This window comes from Burkholderia sp. 22PA0099 (assembly GCF_047497165.1).
In the GTDB taxonomy this organism is placed as follows: domain Bacteria; phylum Pseudomonadota; class Gammaproteobacteria; order Burkholderiales; family Burkholderiaceae; genus Burkholderia.
Map to the genome: position 1 here is coordinate 778,340 of NZ_CP163164.1, position 16,263 is coordinate 794,602.

Consider the following 16,263-nt stretch of genomic DNA (forward strand, 5'->3'; position numbering starts at 1 on the left):
ACGAGCGGCCACGACTAGACGATGCGACGACGGCATCCGCGAAGCGGCACGCAGCGCGGACACAAAAAAGACGAAGAACCCCGGGACCCGGCTCGATCGCTGCATCGGACACCCCGTTCCGGTGCAACGTCAGTGGATGCGCGACCGGACCGTAGCCAATGCATGACCCGGCGCCCGGACACATCAAACTGATGAGTGGAGCGGGAACCTATCACAAACAGAAAATTGTTGCGCTGAATCAAACTCAATTTGCAATAGTTGGCATAGGGTTCGCGCCGCCACTGGCCGTCCGCATGCTGCGGTTGCGTTCGGCATTCACACGGGCCGACGCGGCCTGCAGGTCGTCCACCCAATGCGAAGGGTTGTCGCGCGCGGGATTGAAACCGGCCTGCTCGTAGCGGGCCTGCTCCGCGCGAACCTGCGCGCGCGTCAACGGTGCATTGCCTTGCGCGAACGAAATGGCGGGAACGACGAAACCGGCCGCGACAATGGCGGCCTTGCAATACGACTTCATGTGGCAACTCCAGAAAGCTCGGTTCGTACGTTCGGACGTCGCTGCGTCCGTCGTGGCGCCGTCAGGCCTGTCGCGGCCGGTTCGTCTTGTGCGAACCGCTTCGCTCGAGCCTTGAATGGCGCCCGTCTCCCGCGCCTTGCGGCGCCAGCCTCCTGAAACTGATATCGCGTGCCCTTCAGGGCGCGCCGATGGCGATGAACGCGTGCCGGTCGCTTCGCGGCCAACGATGCGCACGGGGTAGTGTGCGTGAATCCGGCTGCCGGCAAGGTGTCCGCCGGCTGACTTCGTCGTTGGTCAAGCGCGCCGGAAACCACGCTCATCTTCCGGCGAACCGCAATGTAACAGCGTCCGGATTATTTGATTAGCCGCTCGATACGGCATGGCCTTATGAATGACGTTCATCAATCGGAGCGCCATCATGTCGCACCCTCACGAACGGCCACACTCCACACGTGCGTTTCGAGCCGGTGATAGCATGCACGATCTTTATCTCGAATTTATGTCCACCGCCCGGTGGGTTCCTCGATGGCACGCGACAATTTCAGCGATCTCCTGGCCTTTCTCGCCGTCGCGCGCGAACGCAGTTTCACGAAGGCGGCGGCGCAACTGGGCGTGTCGCAATCGGCACTGAGCCATACGATCCGCGGCCTCGAAACGCGGCTCGGCGTGCGGTTGCTGACGCGCACCACGCGCAGCGTCGCCACCACCGAGGCCGGCGAGCGGCTCATGCACGTGGCCGCGCCGCGTTTCGACGAGATCGAATCCGAACTCAATGCGCTGTCCGAACTGCGCGACAAGCCGGTCGGCCTGATCCGCATTACCGCGACCGATCACCCGGTCAACTCGATCCTCTGGCCGCGGCTCAAGCCGCTGCTGGCCGATTACCCGGGGCTCAAGATCGAGATGTCGATCGACTACAACCTGTCCGACATCGTGGCGCAGCGCTATGACATCGGCGTGCGTTTCGGCGATCAGGTGGCCAACGACATGATCGCCGTGCGCATCAGCCCCGACGTGCGGATGATGATCGCCGGCTCGCCCGAGTATTTCGCGCGCAACCCGCTGCCGAAGTGCCCGCAGGATCTGCTCGAACACGCCTGCATCAACCTGCGCCTGCCCACGCGCGGCAGCCTTTATGCGTGGGAGTTGAAGAAGGGCAAGCACGACGTGCTGGTGCGCGTCGACGGCCAGTTGATCTTCAACAGCACGCCGCAGATGCTGGCCGCCGCGCTGGAAGGCTTCGGGCTGACCTATCTTCCGGAGGACGAACTGATGCCGCACGTTCGCGCCGGTCATCTCAAGTGCGTGCTGAAGGAATGGGGCACCACGTTTCCGGGTTATCACGCCTATTACCCGAGCCGCCGGCAATCGTCGCGCGCGCTCTCGCTCGTGATCGACGCACTGCGCCATCGCGACTGACGCCTTCCACCTGACGTCGGGCGGGTTCGTTCAGGCGTCGCAGTCGCTCAGGTCGTGGTGTTCCAGCGGCTGCTCGGGCTCGGCGCCATTTGCCTGCTTATCGTCGTCCCTGTCATGCGACGAGCGCACCGCGTGCGGATTCGCCGCGCCGGTCAGCGACGACAGCGCATGCGATTCCAGCTCCAGCACCGGCGGCACGACCGCACGCAGGTAATCGATGAACGTGCGCACCTTCGCCTCCAGATGCCGCCGCGACGGATAGAGCGCATGGATGCCGTTCGAGCGCAACCGCCAGGCCGGCAGCACGCGCGCCAGCGAACCGTCGCGCAAGCCTTCCAGCGCCGTGGAGATCGGCAACGGCCCGATGCCCATGCCGGAACGCAGCGCATCGGCCATCGCGTCCGCGACGTTGACGACGAACGGCCATTCCTGTTCCGGCATGAATAGTTCGGACGACGTAGCGCCTTCGAGCTGCCAGGCGCTGGTCGAGGCATTCGGCACCACGAGTTGCAGGCAGACATGGTCGTGCAGATCGGCCACCGCGGCCGGCACGCCCGCGCGGGCGAGATACGCCGGCGATGCGCACAACACGCTGTAGGTGGTGCCGATGCGTTCCGCGACCAAGGTGGAATCGCCCAACTCGCTGGCCACCACCACGGCGAGATCGTAGCCTTCGTCGACCAGATCGGGCACACGCTGTGCGAGTGTCAGGTCGATCATGACCTCGGGATAGCGCTCGCGATAACGCGCGAGCCGCGGCACCAGGTAGTGCCGGCCGAAGCCCGCGGTGGCGTGCACGCGCAGGCGCCCCGACGGACAGCGCGCCGCGCCCGACGCTTCGGCCTCCGCTTCATCGACGAGATCGAGAATCTGGCGACAGTGCACGAGGTAGCGTTCGCCGGCTTCGGTGACGGCGATCCGGCGCGTGGTGCGATTCAGCAAGCGCACGCGCAATTGCGATTCGAGCGCGGCAATGGCGCGCGACACCTGGGGCGTCGCGACGTGGGCGGCCTGGGCCGCCTTCGTGAAGCTGCCTGTCTCGACAACCTTCACGAACAAACGCATGTTGTCGAGGGTGGGCATTCGCCATGGCTCCGTTAAAGCGGGCCGGCAGACAATGCCGGCGTTGTCGCAAAGGGCTGCGAACCGAGCGCGTATCTTCGCACAGCCATTGATGAATGGCCTTCATAAGCGCATGCCGAAATGGCGGCTAAAGCGTGGCGAACGGAAGTGCGGAGTGCATCGGTGTGCCAACGATCCGGCGGCTGCGCGATGCCGTTGCGCGCGCATCGATACCGGTTTGCCGCGACATGAAGCGATTCGCTTCGATACGCATCGGCCAAAGCTGGCCTATATTTCACGAGGCCCGTGTACCGCGTTGCGATCGCGGGCTGCATCACCGTGCTTCGCTACATCGACATGACCTGAGAGCTGATGACGCCGCCGCCAGCGTGGCGTCAGTGGGACGACCGTATCGCTTCTGCTGCGGTCGCGCGTGATTGTTCACCTTCTTCCAATCAGACACGAGGATTTTTTCATGACTCCAGCCAGCCCGAGCTATCGGTCGCGGTTCGCCACCGCGATTTTCGACCTGCTCAATCCAATTCCCTACGGCCTGTTCGTCGGCACACTGATCTTCGACATCGTCTACGCCAATACCGCCAACGTGCTCTGGGCCAAGGGCGCGTCCTGGCTCGTCAGCATCGGGCTGGTGATGGCGATCGTGCCGCGCCTGCTCAATCTCGGGCATGTCTGGCTACCGTCTCGCCGCCCGGTGTTGCGTACCGAACGCCTCGACTTCTGGCTGAACCTGGCCGGCATTATCGCCGCAATTGCCAACGCATTCGTGCATAGCCGCGACGCCTACGCGATTGTTCCGGAGAACGTACTACTTTCGGTGATCACGGTGGTATTGCTCGGCCTCGGCCAACTGACGCTCGCGTTCGGCAAGTTCGGCTTCGGCGCACAAGGGGGCCGTCATGAATAAGTCGCTCTCACTGAACGTGCTGGCCACCGCCATCGCGGCGACAATGCTGCTCGGTGCTTGCAGCGAAAAGGCGCAATACGATACGGAACATCAATCCGGCGCGAATCCGCCGCTGCCAAGCGCACGCAACTTCCTGATGCCGCCGATACAGGTGCCGAAGGGCGTGGGCTGGCAGGACGGACAAACGCCGAAGATTGCCCCGGGCTTGAAAATCGAGAAAATCGCTTCGGGATTGGCACATCCGCGGCAAGTTTATGTGCTGCCGAATCAGGATGTGCTGGTGGTCGAGTCGAACAGCCCGCACACGGAACCCGTCAGTTCTCCCAAGCAATTGATTGCCGGAATGATCACGAGCCGCGCCGGCAAGGGCGCGCCGGGCGGCAACCGGATCACCTTGCTGCGCAGGAAACCGGGCGGCAACGGCGAATGGGACAAATACCCGTTCATCGACAAGCTCGATTCGCCGTTCGGCGTGCAGTTGATCGGCAATACGCTCTACGTTGCCGATACTGATGCGCTGCTGAAATTCCCGTACGCCACCGGCCAGACGTCGATCAGCGCGCCCGGCGTGGAGCTGGCCGACCTGCCGAGCACCGTCAACCATCATTGGACCAAGTCGCTGCTCGCCAGCCCCGACGGCAAGAAGCTCTATGTCGGCGTGGGTTCGAACAGCAATATCGGCGAGAACGGCCTGGACGTCGAATATCGACGCGCGGCGATTCTCGAAGTCGACGTGGCCTCGGGCGCGAGCCGCATTTACGCATCAGGGGTGCGCAACCCCACCGGGCTGCAATGGGAACCGAAGAGCGGCAAGCTCTGGGCCATCGCCAACGAACGCGACGAAATCGGTGCCGATCTCGTGCCCGATTATCTGACGTCGATTCAGGATGGTGGTTTCTACGGCTGGCCGTACAGCTATTACGGGCAACATGTCGATTCGCGTGTGAAGCAGCAGCGCCCGGATCTCGTCGCCAAGGCGATCAGCCCCGATTACGCGATTGGCTCGCACGTCGCACCGCTCGGTTTGTGGTTCTACACAGGCAACAACCTGCCGGCGGAGTATCGGAGCGGCGCGTTCATCGGCGAGCATGGCAGTTGGGATCGCTCACCGTTGAGCGGTTATGCCGTGGTGTATGTGCCGTTCAAAGATGGAAAACCCACGGGAGCGCCAAAGCCGGTGGTCACGGGCTTTACGTCCGACGACGAAGAGCAGCTCCACGGTGCGCCGGTTGGCCTGACGCAAGACCGAGAAGGCGGGTTGATCATCGCGGACGATGTCGGCAATACCGTTTGGCGGGTGACGGGAGCGGGGGGCTGATTCAGAAGCCCCAAAGACAAAACCCCCACTGCATTCGCAGCGGGGGTTCTGAAGGGGAAGCCTGACGATTACCTACTTTCACACGGGCAATCCGCACTATCATCGGCGTGGAGTCGTTTCACGGTCCTGTTCGGGATGGGAAGGGGTGGTACCGACTCGCTATGGTCATCAGGCTAAAGGGGTTGATGCGTCGCTGCTTGAGCGCCACATCCAATCTGGAAGAAGTAGTAATGAGTTGTGTGTATCGGCACACGAGGACTCAATGCTGTATAACTTGTCGCGCTGTTTAAGATCCTGAACCTGCGGTTCAGGACGGGATGCTCGTCAGTGCTGAAGCACAAACGATCATCGACGCAGACTTGTTATAGGATCAAGCCTTACGGGCAATTAGTATCAGTTAGCTGAACGCATTACTGCGCTTACACACCTGACCTATCAACGTCCTGGTCTCGAACGACCCTTCAAGGAGGTCAAGCCTCCAGGGATATCTCATCTTAAGGCGAGTTTCCCGCTTAGATGCTTTCAGCGGTTATCTCTTCCGAACATAGCTACCCGGCGATGCCACTGGCGTGACAACCGGTACACCAGAGGTTCGTCCACTCCGGTCCTCTCGTACTAGGAGCAGCCCCCTTCAAATATCCAACGCCCACGGCAGATAGGGACCAAACTGTCTCACGACGTTTTAAACCCAGCTCACGTACCTCTTTAAATGGCGAACAGCCATACCCTTGGGACCGGCTACAGCCCCAGGATGAGATGAGCCGACATCGAGGTGCCAAACACCGCCGTCGATATGAACTCTTGGGCGGTATCAGCCTGTTATCCCCAGAGTACCTTTTATCCGTTGAGCGATGGCCCTTCCATACAGAACCACCGGATCACTATGACCTGCTTTCGCACCTGCTCGACTTGTCGGTCTCGCAGTTAAGCACGCTTATGCCATTGCACTATCAGCACGATTTCCGACCGTACCTAGCGTACCTTCGTACTCCTCCGTTACACTTTGGGAGGAGACCGCCCCAGTCAAACTGCCTACCATGCACTGTCCCCGACCCGGATCACGGGCCAAGGTTAGAACCTCAAACAAACCAGGGTGGTATTTCAAGGACGGCTCCACCGAAACTAGCGTTCCGGTTTCATAGCCTCCCACCTATCCTACACAGATCGGTTCAAAGTCCAATGCAAAGCTACAGTAAAGGTTCATGGGGTCTTTCCGTCTAGCCGCGGGGAGATTGCATCATCACAAACACTTCAACTTCGCTGAGTCTCGGGAGGAGACAGTGTGGCCATCGTTACGCCATTCGTGCAGGTCGGAACTTACCCGACAAGGAATTTCGCTACCTTAGGACCGTTATAGTTACGGCCGCCGTTTACCGGGACTTCAATCAAGAGCTTGCACCCCATCATTTAATCTTCCGGCACCGGGCAGGCGTCACACCCTATACGTCCACTTTCGTGTTTGCAGAGTGCTGTGTTTTTATTAAACAGTCGCAGCCACCAGTTTATTGCAACCCTTTCACCCTCCTGGCGCAGGCCAGTCAAGCTACAAGGGCGTACCTTATCCCGAAGTTACGGTACCAATTTGCCGAGTTCCTTCTCCCGAGTTCTCTCAAGCGCCTTAGAATACTCATCTCGCCCACCTGTGTCGGTTTGCGGTACGGTCACTGTTAAACTGAAGCTTAGAGGCTTTTCTTGGAACCACTTCCAATTGCTTCGCTTCCTAAGAAGCTCGCGCCACACCCTTGAATTCTGCGCCCGGATTTGCCTAAGCGCCTTCTCCAATGCAGCGACCGGGACTTCCAACACCCGGACAACCTTCCGCGATCCGTCCCCCCATCGCATTTAACAATGGTGCAGGAATATTGACCTGCTTCCCATCAGCTACGCATTTCTGCCTCGCCTTAGGGGCCGACTCACCCTACGCCGATGAACGTTGCGTAGGAAACCTTGGGCTTACGGCGAGGGGGCCTTTCACCCCCTTTATCGCTACTCATGTCAGCATTCGCACTTCCGATACCTCCAGCACACTTTACAGTGCACCTTCGCAGGCTTACGGAACGCTCTCCTACCATGCACATAAATGTGCATCCGCAGCTTCGGTATATAGCTTAGCCCCGTTACATCTTCCGCGCAGGACGACTCGATCAGTGAGCTATTACGCTTTCTTTAAAGGATGGCTGCTTCTAAGCCAACCTCCTGACTGTTTTAGCCTTCCCACTTCGTTTCCCACTTAGCTATATTTGGGGACCTTAGCTGGCGGTCTGGGTTGTTTCCCTCTTGACACCGGACGTTAGCACCCGATGTCTGTCTCCCGCGATTGCACTCTTCGGTATTCGGAGTTTGCTATGGCGAGGTAATCCGCAATGGACCCCTCAACCATGACAGTGCTCTACCCCCGAAGGTGAGACGCGAGGCACTACCTAAATAGTTTTCGGAGAGAACCAGCTATTTCCAAGTTTGTTTAGCCTTTCACCCCTATCCACAGCTCATCCCCTAACTTTTCAACGTTAGTGGGTTCGGACCTCCAGTACGTGTTACCGCACCTTCATCCTGGCCATGGATAGATCACTTGGTTTCGGGTCTACGCCCAGCAACTGAACGCCCTATTCGGACTCGCTTTCGCTACGCCTGCCCTATTCGGTTAAGCTTGCTACTGAACGTAAGTCGCTGACCCATTATACAAAAGGTACGCCGTCACCCCTTACGAGGCTCCGACTGTTTGTATGCATGCGGTTTCAGGATCTATTTCACTCCCCTCCCGGGGTTCTTTTCGCCTTTCCCTCACGGTACTGGTTCACTATCGGTCGATCACGAGTATTTAGCCTTGGAGGATGGTCCCCCCATCTTCAGACAGGATTTCACGTGTCCCGCCCTACTTGTCGTACACCTAGTTCTTTCATACTGTTTTCGTCTACAGGGCTATCACCTGCTATGGCCGCACTTTCCAGAGCGTTCGACTAACAATACAAATAAAGAGTACAGGCTCTTCCCATTTCGCTCGCCACTACTTTGGGAATCTCGGTTGATTTCTTTTCCTGCGGTTACTTAGATGTTTCAGTTCACCGCGTTCGCTTCACATGACCTATGTATTCAGTCATGGATACTCCAAAAGGAGTGGGTTTCCCCATTCGGACATCTACGGATCAAAGCTTGTTTGCCAGCTCCCCGTAGCTTTTCGCAGGCTACCGCGTCCTTCATCGCCTGTGATCGCCAAGGCATCCACCACATGCACTTGTTCGCTTGACCCTATAACGAGTCTGTCTCGCTTGCGCTCGACAGTCGCTACAGGTTGAGTTCTCGCATTTGTGCCGTATTCCAATTGAGCCGAACATTTAAGTTCGAATCTTCTTGAGATACATCGATACAATCACAACCCGAATAACTTTCACGCCCATCTCAAATAGACGCTTCCGTTATTCAAATTACTACTTCTTCTAGATTGTTAAAGAACGACAGCCGATAAGTACACATGGTGTACAGATCGCTCTGACTGGCTCAATCGCCAATGACAAATCCTCAGGTCACACTGACCTGAACGCTTGTCATTGAAGATTGGTGGAGGCAGACGGGATCGAACCGACGACCCCCTGCTTGCAAAGCAGGTGCTCTCCCAGCTGAGCTATGCCCCCATACAGAGACTTCTCAAGGATACTGTCCAGACTAAGTGGTGGGTCTGGTTGGATTCGAACCAACGACCCCCGCCTTATCAAGACGGTGCTCTAACCAACTGAGCTACAGACCCCTGAGTCTGTCTTGATTTACAGCCGATAAGCGTGAACGCTCAACTTTCGCGGTATTAGCTCGAGAAAGGAGGTGATCCAGCCGCACCTTCCGATACGGCTACCTTGTTACGACTTCACCCCAGTCATGAATCCTACCGTGGTGACCGTCCTCCTTGCGGTTAGACTAGCCACTTCTGGTAAAACCCACTCCCATGGTGTGACGGGCGGTGTGTACAAGACCCGGGAACGTATTCACCGCGGCATGCTGATCCGCGATTACTAGCGATTCCAGCTTCACGCACTCGAGTTGCAGAGTGCGATCCGGACTACGATCGGTTTTCTGGGATTAGCTCCCCCTCGCGGGTTGGCGACCCTCTGTTCCGACCATTGTATGACGTGTGAAGCCCTACCCATAAGGGCCATGAGGACTTGACGTCATCCCCACCTTCCTCCGGTTTGTCACCGGCAGTCTCCTTAGAGTGCTCTTGCGTAGCAACTAAGGACAAGGGTTGCGCTCGTTGCGGGACTTAACCCAACATCTCACGACACGAGCTGACGACAGCCATGCAGCACCTGTGTATCGGTTCTCTTTCGAGCACTCCCGGATCTCTCCAGGATTCCGACCATGTCAAGGGTAGGTAAGGTTTTTCGCGTTGCATCGAATTAATCCACATCATCCACCGCTTGTGCGGGTCCCCGTCAATTCCTTTGAGTTTTAATCTTGCGACCGTACTCCCCAGGCGGTCAACTTCACGCGTTAGCTTCGTTACTAAGGAAATGAATCCCCAACAACTAGTTGACATCGTTTAGGGCGTGGACTACCAGGGTATCTAATCCTGTTTGCTCCCCACGCTTTCGTGCATGAGCGTCAGTATTGGCCCAGGGGGCTGCCTTCGCCATCGGTATTCCTCCACATCTCTACGCATTTCACTGCTACACGTGGAATTCTACCCCCCTCTGCCATACTCTAGCTTGCCAGTCACCAATGCAGTTCCCAGGTTGAGCCCGGGGATTTCACATCGGTCTTAACAAACCGCCTGCGCACGCTTTACGCCCAGTAATTCCGATTAACGCTTGCACCCTACGTATTACCGCGGCTGCTGGCACGTAGTTAGCCGGTGCTTATTCTTCCGGTACCGTCATCCCTCGGCTTTATTAGAACCAAGGATTTCTTTCCGGACAAAAGTGCTTTACAACCCGAAGGCCTTCTTCACACACGCGGCATTGCTGGATCAGGCTTTCGCCCATTGTCCAAAATTCCCCACTGCTGCCTCCCGTAGGAGTCTGGGCCGTGTCTCAGTCCCAGTGTGGCTGGTCGTCCTCTCAGACCAGCTACTGATCGTCGCCTTGGTAGGCTTTTACCCTACCAACTAGCTAATCAGCCATCGGCCAACCCTATAGCGCGAGGCCCGAAGGTCCCCCGCTTTCATCCGTAGATCGTATGCGGTATTAATCCGGCTTTCGCCGGGCTATCCCCCACTACAGGACATGTTCCGATGTATTACTCACCCGTTCGCCACTCGCCACCAGACCGAAGTCCGTGCTGCCGTTCGACTTGCATGTGTAAGGCATGCCGCCAGCGTTCAATCTGAGCCAGGATCAAACTCTTCAGTTCAATACCTGTTACTGTTTTTCGGTTCTTTCGAACCGGTCGCTCACTCAAAGCTGACAGGATTACGAATTACTTCATAAACCTGACTTACTTTTGTGTGAGACTCTTGATACTTTTGCTGACCTGATCCTAAGATCAGGACCGCTTCCATCAAGCGTCCACACTTATCGGCTGTAGATTGTTAAAGAGCGTTTCCGAGAGAAGCTTGGCTTCGTTTCGGTGCTGCGTTTTCAGCAGCAGAGAAGCGAGATTATGAAGAACATTTTGAAGCGCGTCAACTACTTTTTCAGCGCTTCGATCAACAGACTGCATCGATCGAGTTCCTCACCAGTTCAAAGAAGCGGCCCAAATTCCGGCGCTCTCCTTGTCCTGCCTGGCTTCTCCTCTCGTTCTGCGTTTCCGTCATCGCGAGAGAGGCCGAATTCTAAGCACCCATCCCGCTTCGTGCAAGCGTTTTCGCAAAGAAAATGCATGAAGGGCGCCGCTCGCGCGGCGCCCTTCATGCCAAGCCGTTGATCTCAAACGAAGAAACACGATATATGGTTGCTCGCGCAACCAACTCCCACGCCGACCGCCCTCAATCGGCCGGCGTCGACGCCTGATAGAAGCGCGCAAGATCGCCCTTCATCGCATGCAGCGCAGCGTCGTCGAGATAGATCATGTGGCCGGTCGGGTAGTAGCGCAGCCCGAGGTTCGCGCGCAGCGAGCGGTCCAGGCCGAGATGCGACAGCGCATATTCGGTCGCGTAGAACGGCGTCGCCAGATCGAAATAGCCATTCAGCGACAACACACGCAGCTTCGGGTTCTGCCGCATCGCCTCGGCCAGGTCACCCGCCGCATACGGCACGGCCAATTGCTCGCCCCACCAGGCGCGATGCTTCCAGTCCCATTGGCGCAAGGCCGCGTCGTTGAACACGCGATACCGATCGGTCGGCCGGTAATCGAGATCCTGCGCGAGATGTTGGTGCAGGGCCGCGTCGAATACGCTCGAAATGCTCGTCGCCGACACGTCGTAATCGGGGCGCTCGCCCGCATCGTCGTAATCGATGCCCTCGAAGCGCGCGTCGTAGCGGCCCAGGCTGCGCGACTCGCCGCGCAGCAACTGCTTGCGGAACCGCGACGGCCCCACGCGCAGCCGTGCATCCTTGATGAACTGCACGTCGAGCCCGGTGTAGCCGGCGATGCGCGCGGCGATCGCGTCGCGTTCGGCGTCGGGCAGCGCGTCGCCCGCGGCGAGCGCCTGCTGATACGGGCCGCGCGCGAACGCCCGCACCTCGTCGAGAAACGCGGGCAGGTTCGGCGGCTTCGGCGACAGGCGATCGTGATACCAGGCAATCGCGGCATACGTCGGCAGATAGCTTTCGCTCTCGAAATCCGAACCGGGCGAGAACGCCGCCGAATCGAGCACCGACGACATCAGGATCACGCCGTTCAACGCGATGTTGCTGTCGTTCAGCCGATGCGCGAGCATCGCGGCCCGCGCGGTGCCATACGATTCGCCGAGCAGGTACTTCGGCGAATCCCAGCGGCCGTTGACGGTCAGGTATCGCTCGATGAAATGGTCGAACGCGCTCAGGTCGCTGTCGACACCCCAGAAGTTCTTGCCCGTCGCGTGGCCGACCGGGCGCGAGAAGCCGGCGCCCACCGCGTCGATGAAGACGAGGTCGGACTGGTCGAGCAGGCTGTCGGGGTTGTCGGCCAGCGTGTAGGGCGCCGGCCCGCTGACGGCGGGGCTTGCCGTATGTGCCCGCTTCGGGCCGAACGAGCCCATCATCAGGAACATCGTGCCCGCGCCCGGGCCGCCGTTGAACAGGAACGTCACGGGCCGCGACGCGGCGCGTTTGCCGTTCGCGGTGTAAGCAATATAGAAGACGCTCGCGGTGGCCTCGCCGGCATCGTCGCGCAGCAGCAGATTGCCGGCGGTGGCGGTGTAGTCGAGCGTGCGGCCGTCGAGCCGGATCGAATGGCGCGTGACCGAGCGGGTTTCGGGCGGTACGGGGATGAGGTGGCCGGTGTCGTCGCTCCCATGCGATGGGGTGGCGGACGCATCGGCAGCGCGCGGGCGATGCGCGGACGGCGCGCTCGCGGCGGACGGCGCCGATGCGGCCTGCGCGGGCGAAGCGGATGAGACCGATGAAGCCGACGCAACGGGCGATGCAGACGCAACGGCATCCGAAGCCGGCCGCGCAACCGCCTCCGCCGCACCAGCCTCCCCCATCGACAGGGCTACGAACCACCCCACACAGCACAACGATGCGTTCAAACGTAGCGGCATGACATCCTCGGTCGGCGAACCCGCGCATGAATGGTCTGCGGATTGTCGACAGATCGCCCTGGCACGTCAACGGCGCGCCGCCGCCCATCCATGACAAAACGGGCGAGCCATCCGGCCCGCCCGCTTATCTGCCTTCAGACATTACATCGAGCAACTCAACGCCGGCCCAGCATCCGCACCGCCAGCGCCGCCAGCGAGGTGGCCACGGCCAGCACGACCACCGCCGTCCAGCCCCACTGCGCGAACAGCAAGGTCGCCAACCCCGCGCCGGCCGACATGCCCACGAACATGCCGACGAACAGCACCGCGTTGAGCCGGCTGCGCGAGGCCGGATCGATGCCGTAGACGATGGTCTGATGCGCGATCAACGTGGACTGGAAGCCGAGGTCGAAGCCCACCGTGCTCAACGCGATCAGGGCAAGCTGCGCCGTCACCGGCAGCCACGGTGCGAAACCCATCGCGGCGAACGACACGGTGGCCACGCCGATCCCGAGCCGCGTGACGAATTCCGAACCGCGACGGTCGGCCAGCCGGCCGGCCAGCGGCGCGGCCAATGCACCGGCCGCACCGGCCAGGCCGAACGCACCGGCCGCCGCGCTGCCCAGATGGAACGGCGCGCCGTGCAGCATCACGGCCAGCGTCGTCCAGAAGCCGCTGAAGCCGATCGCGAGGATGCCCTGCGCGAACGCGGCACGCCGCAACGCCGGATGCTGACGCCACAGCGCGCCGAGCGAGGCGATCAACGCGCGATACGGCAACTGCGTGGTGGGCCGGAAGCTCGGCAGGCCGCGCGCGGCCGCCACGCCGATCGCGGCGACGCTGACCGCCGCGATCACGAAGGTGGCACGCCAGCCCAGGCTGCCCGCCACCACCCCGGCCACCACGCGCGACAGCAGGATGCCGAGCAGCAGCCCGGTCATCACGGTGCCGACCACCTTGCCGCGATGCGCGTCGGGCGCGAGCGTCGCACCGGCCGGCACGACGTCCTGCGCGAGCGTCGCGGCCAGCCCCACCGCGAAGCTGGCCGCGAGCAGGAAGCCGATCGACGGCGCGAGCGCGGCCAGCAGCAACGCGGCCACCAGCACGCCGGCCTTGACGAGAATCACGCGCCGCCGGTCGAAGCGATCGCCGAGCGGCGCAAGCAGCAGGATGCCGAGCGCATAACCGAGCTGGGTCAGCGTGGGCACGAAGCCGACCAGCCGGTCCGACGCGCCGATATCCGGCCCGAGCACGCCCAGCATCGGCTGGCTGTAATAGAGCGGCGCCACGCCGAGCCCGGCGGCGGCGGCCAACAGCAGCACGAGGCGCGGCGTCAGCACGGCCGGCTGGCCCTGGCCGGCGGAACCAGCGGCGGCCGGCACGGCCCGATGCGCGGGCGGCATGACGGCTTCGCGGGCCACGCCGCCAGCAGGTTCGAAGTCGGGGGTCGAGCTCATGATGGGATTCCATCTCGTCGTGAATCAGGAGTCGCGAGTGTGACGGCTGCTGCACCGGCCCGGTAGTGGCACCGCCCGCACATTTGATATACGCTCCGCGCATGACCCTCAAATCGCCCGCCAGCCCTGCCTCTGGCGCACCTCACCGGGTTTCGGAAGCCTCACCCGACGATGCCGGCTATCGTTTTCAACTGATGGAAACGTTCGTACGTATAGTCGAATCGGGCAGCTTGTCGGCGGCGGCGGCCTTGCTGCGCACCACCCAGCCCACCGTCAGCCGGCGCCTGCAGGCGCTCGAGCGCTCGCTCGGCGTGCGTCTGCTGCATCGTTCGACGCACTCGATGCGGTTGACGGTGGATGGCGAACGCGCGTTCAAGCGCGCCAAGGAATTGCTGGCCAGTTGGGCGTCGTTCGAGGCCGATCTGCGCGGCGCGCAGCAGGAGCCGGAAGGCCCGTTGCGCGTGACGGTGCCGCATGCGTTCGGCCAGCAGATCTTCGTCGAGCCGCTGATGCGCTTCCTGCGCGCGCACCCGCGCGTGACGGTGGAATGGCTGCTGCAGGACGAAGTGCACGATTTCATCGGCACCGGCATCGATTGTGCGATTCAGATAGGCGAGCCGACCGACCCGTCGGTGGTGGCGATCAAGCTGGCGAACGTGCCGCGCATCGTGGTGGCCGCGCCGTCGCTGCTGGAGGGCGGTGCGATCCCGGCCACGCCGGAGGCGCTGGCCCCGCTGACATGGCTGGCGCTGCGTACCTATTACCGCAACGAGATCGCGCTCACGCATCGCACGACGGGCGAGACGCGCCGCTTCACGATCCAGCCGCGCATGAGCACCGACAACCTGTTCGCGTTGCGCAGCGCAATGCTGCACGGGCTGGGCGTGGGCATCAGCTCGTCATGGCTGCTGGCCGACGATCTGGCCGCCGGCCGGCTCGTGCACGTCGCGCCGGAATGGCGCGCTGCGGCGCTGCCAGCCTACCTCACGTATCCGCACGCGCAGTTCTACCCGTCGCGGCTGCTGCGCTTCGTCGCGACGATGCGCGAGGCGGTGCCGGGCCTGGTCGAAAGCGATACGCTGCCCGGCCAGGACCTCAGCCCTTGACCAGCCCGCCGTCGACGATCAGGTTCTGCCCCGTCACGGCGCGCGACCACGGCGACAGGAAGAACAGCACGGCATCGGCGAATTCCTCGGGCGTGGTCACGCGGCGCAGCGGCGTGAAGCCCGCAATCATGTCGAACACGGCCTCGGGCGTGGCGCGGCTCGCATCGGTGGTGCGCAACAGGCCGCCCGACACCATGTTGACGGTGATGCCGTCGGGGCCGAGGTCGTTCGACGCGGTGCGCGTCAGCGCCAGCAGCGCGGCCTTCGACGCCGTGTAGTCGTGATACGGCACCACCGGGTTCTGAACCAGGTTGGTGCCGACGTTGACGATTCGTCCGAAGCCGCGCTCGCGCATGCCGGGCAAAGTGGCCTGCATCGTGTTGAGCGCGCCCTTCACGGCGCCTTCGAGCTGCTGCTGCATGCGCTCCCAGGAGATCTCGCCGAGTTGCGGCCGCGCGTCGCCGTCGAAGCGGAAGCTGGCCAGCGCATTGTTGACCACCGCCGCGATCGGCTCGCCGGTGCGCTCGCGCGCCGCATCGACCATTCGGCGGACTTGCGCGGCGTCGGTCACGTCGGCCTGCAAGGCGATCGCGCGCGGGCCGAGTTCGGCCGCCAGCGCGGTGGCTGCCGCTTCGCTGTTCAGGTAATTGACGATCACGCCCGCGCCTTCGCGCACCAGCGAACGCGCGATCGACGCACCGAGCCCGCGCGCGCCGCCCGTCACGAGCACCCATTGTTCCGATAAGTTCATTTGCCGCGTCTCCGGATCGTCAAAGCGCGATTATCTCGCGCGCAGCACGATCCGCGCAGAACAGCGCGCCGTAACGCTCAGGCTTGCCGGGTGCGGGCATCCGCCCACGCCGCGAAATCGGCG

The 16,263-nt window shown here is 61.3% G+C and carries 10 protein-coding genes, 2 tRNA genes and 3 rRNA genes; 4 read left to right on the top strand and 11 right to left on the bottom strand.

Annotated features, from left to right (window positions below):
* Positions 1 to 244: 244 nt before the first annotated feature.
* Complete coding sequence (locus AB4851_RS03420; protein ID WP_414448429.1) at positions 245 to 748, bottom strand: DUF4148 domain-containing protein; 504 nt, start codon at positions 746 to 748, stop codon at positions 245 to 247.
* Positions 749 to 1,039: 291 nt separating this feature from the next.
* On the opposite strand from AB4851_RS03420, the gene AB4851_RS03425 reads away from it, so the two are divergent.
* Complete coding sequence (locus AB4851_RS03425; RefSeq protein WP_414448430.1) at positions 1,040 to 1,933, top strand: LysR family transcriptional regulator; 894 nt, start codon at positions 1,040 to 1,042, stop codon at positions 1,931 to 1,933.
* A 30-nt stretch (positions 1,934 to 1,963) separates the two neighbouring features.
* On the opposite strand, the gene AB4851_RS03430 is transcribed toward AB4851_RS03425, so the two are convergent.
* Positions 1,964 to 3,016 (bottom strand): LysR family transcriptional regulator, encoded by a 1,053-nt coding sequence (locus AB4851_RS03430; RefSeq protein WP_414448431.1) that lies wholly within the window; start codon positions 3,014 to 3,016, stop codon positions 1,964 to 1,966.
* 454 nt (positions 3,017 to 3,470) lie between these two features.
* On the opposite strand from AB4851_RS03430, the gene AB4851_RS03435 reads away from it, so the two are divergent.
* Together AB4851_RS03435 and AB4851_RS03440 are read left to right on the top strand one after the other, a co-directional pair.
* On the top strand, positions 3,471 to 3,920 hold the full coding sequence (locus tag AB4851_RS03435; protein WP_414448432.1) for a DUF2231 domain-containing protein: 450 nt from the start codon (positions 3,471 to 3,473) through the stop codon (positions 3,918 to 3,920).
* Complete coding sequence (locus AB4851_RS03440) at positions 3,913 to 5,238, top strand: PQQ-dependent sugar dehydrogenase (RefSeq protein WP_414448433.1); 1,326 nt, start codon at positions 3,913 to 3,915, stop codon at positions 5,236 to 5,238. Before AB4851_RS03435 ends, AB4851_RS03440 begins: the two co-directional genes overlap by 8 nt.
* Before the next feature lie 59 nt (positions 5,239 to 5,297).
* Here AB4851_RS03440 and rrf read toward each other — a convergent pair.
* The 8 genes from rrf to AB4851_RS03480 all read right to left on the bottom strand — a co-directional run bounded on the left by rrf (position 5,298) and on the right by AB4851_RS03480 (position 14,229).
* Positions 5,298 to 5,411, bottom strand: a 5S ribosomal RNA gene (gene rrf / locus AB4851_RS03445).
* 193 nt (positions 5,412 to 5,604) lie between these two features.
* A 23S ribosomal RNA gene (locus tag AB4851_RS03450) occupies positions 5,605 to 8,484 on the bottom strand.
* Between the two features lie 307 nt (positions 8,485 to 8,791).
* Positions 8,792 to 8,867, bottom strand: a tRNA-Ala gene (locus tag AB4851_RS03455).
* Between the two features lie 36 nt (positions 8,868 to 8,903).
* Positions 8,904 to 8,980: transfer RNA gene (locus tag AB4851_RS03460), tRNA-Ile, on the bottom strand.
* A 64-nt stretch (positions 8,981 to 9,044) separates the two neighbouring features.
* Positions 9,045 to 10,575: ribosomal RNA gene (locus AB4851_RS03465) — 16S ribosomal RNA — on the bottom strand.
* The 16S, 23S and 5S rRNA genes sit together here with 2 tRNA genes alongside, the layout of an rRNA operon.
* A 147-nt stretch (positions 10,576 to 10,722) precedes the next feature.
* Entirely contained in the window at positions 10,723 to 10,884 is a 162-nt protein-coding gene (locus tag AB4851_RS03470; RefSeq protein WP_414448339.1) for a hypothetical protein, read from the bottom strand.
* Between the two features lie 265 nt (positions 10,885 to 11,149).
* Complete coding sequence (locus tag AB4851_RS03475) at positions 11,150 to 12,847, bottom strand: S10 family peptidase (protein ID WP_414448434.1); 1,698 nt, start codon at positions 12,845 to 12,847, stop codon at positions 11,150 to 11,152.
* A gap of 155 nt (positions 12,848 to 13,002) precedes the next feature.
* Entirely contained in the window at positions 13,003 to 14,229 is a 1,227-nt protein-coding gene (locus tag AB4851_RS03480) for an MFS transporter (protein WP_414449130.1), read from the bottom strand.
* A gap of 155 nt (positions 14,230 to 14,384) precedes the next feature.
* Here AB4851_RS03480 and AB4851_RS03485 point away from each other — a divergent pair, with 155 nt between their 5' ends.
* Positions 14,385 to 15,389 (top strand): LysR family transcriptional regulator, encoded by a 1,005-nt coding sequence (locus AB4851_RS03485; protein ID WP_414448435.1) that lies wholly within the window; start codon positions 14,385 to 14,387, stop codon positions 15,387 to 15,389.
* On the opposite strand, the gene AB4851_RS03490 is transcribed toward AB4851_RS03485, so the two are convergent.
* Complete coding sequence (locus AB4851_RS03490) at positions 15,379 to 16,140, bottom strand: 3-oxoacyl-ACP reductase (protein ID WP_414448436.1); 762 nt, start codon at positions 16,138 to 16,140, stop codon at positions 15,379 to 15,381. The two genes, AB4851_RS03485 and AB4851_RS03490, sit on opposite strands and share 11 nt — an antisense overlap.
* Positions 16,141 to 16,263: the final 123 nt, after the last annotated feature.

Excerpts from the sequence above, each read along its gene's own strand:
- AB4851_RS03425 (WP_414448430.1), top strand. The coding sequence starts at position 1,040 with ATGGCACGCGACAATTTCAGCGATCTCCTGGCCTTTCTCGCCGTCGCG.
- AB4851_RS03430 (WP_414448431.1), bottom strand. The coding sequence starts at position 3,016 with ATGCCCACCCTCGACAACATGCGTTTGTTCGTGAAGGTTGTCGAGACA.
- AB4851_RS03435 (WP_414448432.1), top strand. The coding sequence starts at position 3,471 with ATGACTCCAGCCAGCCCGAGCTATCGGTCGCGGTTCGCCACCGCGATT.
- AB4851_RS03440 (WP_414448433.1), top strand. The coding sequence starts at position 3,913 with ATGAATAAGTCGCTCTCACTGAACGTGCTGGCCACCGCCATCGCGGCG.
- AB4851_RS03470 (WP_414448339.1), bottom strand. The coding sequence starts at position 10,884 with ATGCAGTCTGTTGATCGAAGCGCTGAAAAAGTAGTTGACGCGCTTCAA.
- AB4851_RS03475 (WP_414448434.1), bottom strand. The coding sequence starts at position 12,847 with ATGCCGCTACGTTTGAACGCATCGTTGTGCTGTGTGGGGTGGTTCGTA.
- AB4851_RS03480 (WP_414449130.1), bottom strand. The coding sequence starts at position 14,229 with ATGCCGCCCGCGCATCGGGCCGTGCCGGCCGCCGCTGGTTCCGCCGGC.
- AB4851_RS03485 (WP_414448435.1), top strand. The coding sequence starts at position 14,385 with ATGACCCTCAAATCGCCCGCCAGCCCTGCCTCTGGCGCACCTCACCGG.
- AB4851_RS03490 (WP_414448436.1), bottom strand. The coding sequence starts at position 16,140 with ATGAACTTATCGGAACAATGGGTGCTCGTGACGGGCGGCGCGCGCGGG.